Raw genomic sequence first — 1,563 nt, 5'->3', positions numbered from 1 at the left:
TGGGCACACTGACATCCTTCCAGCTCACCCATCACGGGCAAGCCAACTCAGATGTCACCTATTCCTGCAGCAGACCCCGTGTTGGGAGTGCCAACCGACGGCGACCGTGGCGTGGTGCTGGTTAGCCCGGATCGGGAAGTACCGTTGGGCATGCGGCTGCTCTAAGCCCGCGCGGTCGGGTCCCGCTCACGACACGCTTCGGAGCGCCGCTCGATGAAGTACATAGCGCCGACGGTAACGTCCAAGATTGGTTGATGCGCATCTTCACGGTGGATTGCTTCGCTGACCGACCATTCGCCGGGAATCCGGCTGCGGTCTGCCTGCTCGACTCAGGGTGGCCTGAGATTGAGTGGCTCCAACAGCTGTCGGCCGAGTTAAACCTGCCGGCCACCGTATTTGTCCGTCGTGCTCAGCCGCAGTTGGAGCTGCGATGGTTCAGTCCGCGAACCGAACTCGCCTTGTGTGGCAGCGGCACGTTAGCTGCCGCACACATCATGTGGGAAACGAGCGAGCCAGCCGAAACTCTGGCGTTCACTACTTGTGGAGGCGTCCTGGGTGCACGCCGGGAGCACGATCGACGAATCACGCTGGACTTCCCAGCCGACAGTCCTCATCCCGTGCCAGTATCATCAAAAGTTGTTGCAGCACTTGGCGTTACGCCTCGCGAGGTGGCGCGCGGCCGACTCGACCTGCTCGCCGAACTAGACTCCCCCCAAATTGTGCGCGGGTTAGTCCCCGACCTGGCGGCGCTGGCCAGCCTGGACGCCCGCGGTCTCATCGTCACCGCTGGCGGCGAGACCGGCAGTGACTTCGTATCCCGCTTCTTTGCGCCCGCAGCCGGTATCGACGAGGATCCCGTGACGGCGTCCGCGCATTGCACTCTGGGAGCCTACTGGTCGAAAAAACTGAGGAAAACCGCCTTGACGGGCTTGCAAGTGTCACATCGAGGTGGGCGTATCGATCTGCAACTACGTGACGGGCGGGTTGACCTGACCGGTCGCGCAGTCACCATCACCCGCGGCGAGCTAGCAATCTGAGCCTAAGCTGTCTCAGTTTCAGACAGTCAGAACCGTCTCAAGCCCTGTTTCACGTTTCACAGGTTAGGTCTGAGAAGCTCGGGTTATGCGGATCAGGCACAACGACTATGAGGTCGACGACGACCCCGGCAGGGTGGATCAAGACGCGGTGGTATCGCTTTTGGCTGCCACCGACGCGTATTGGGAGCGTTGGCGGTCGCCGGCGGACTTGCAGGCTCAAATCGATACCGCCTGGCGCGTGGTCGGAGCTTATAAGCGCACCGATGGTTCGATGGTCGGTTTCGCTCGTGCCGTGTCGGATGGAGTAGCAGTGGCTTACTTGGCCGACGTGATTGTTGCGCCTGGCGCACGTAGCGCCGGGCTCGGGATCAGACTGGTCGACGCAATGATCGAGCAGGGTCCGGGGCGAGGGTTTCGCTGGATGCTGCACACCAAAGACGCTCACGGTCGGGTCTGCTGCAGGAATAGGTGACATCTGAGTTGGCTTGCCCGTGATGGGTGAGCTGGAAGGATGTCAGTGTGCCCA

The 1,563-nt window shown here is 61.7% G+C and carries 2 protein-coding genes; both read left to right on the top strand.

Annotated elements, in window-relative coordinates; all coding sequences use genetic code 11:
- Window positions 1–254: 254 nt before the first annotated feature.
- Complete coding sequence (locus tag B8W69_RS29385; protein WP_085293142.1) at window positions 255–1,037, top strand: PhzF family protein; 783 nt, start codon at window positions 255–257, stop codon at window positions 1,035–1,037.
- 85 nt (window positions 1,038–1,122) lie between these two features.
- Window positions 1,123–1,509, top strand: a complete 387-nt coding sequence (locus B8W69_RS29380; RefSeq protein WP_085293141.1) for a GNAT family N-acetyltransferase — start codon at window positions 1,123–1,125, stop codon at window positions 1,507–1,509.
- Window positions 1,510–1,563: the final 54 nt, after the last annotated feature.

The organism is Mycolicibacterium vulneris, assembly GCF_002104765.1.
Classification (GTDB): domain Bacteria; phylum Actinomycetota; class Actinomycetes; order Mycobacteriales; family Mycobacteriaceae; genus Mycobacterium; species Mycobacterium vulneris.
The sequence above is the reverse complement of the archived record's forward strand: the minus strand, read 5'-3'. Positions and strand labels throughout refer to the sequence as shown.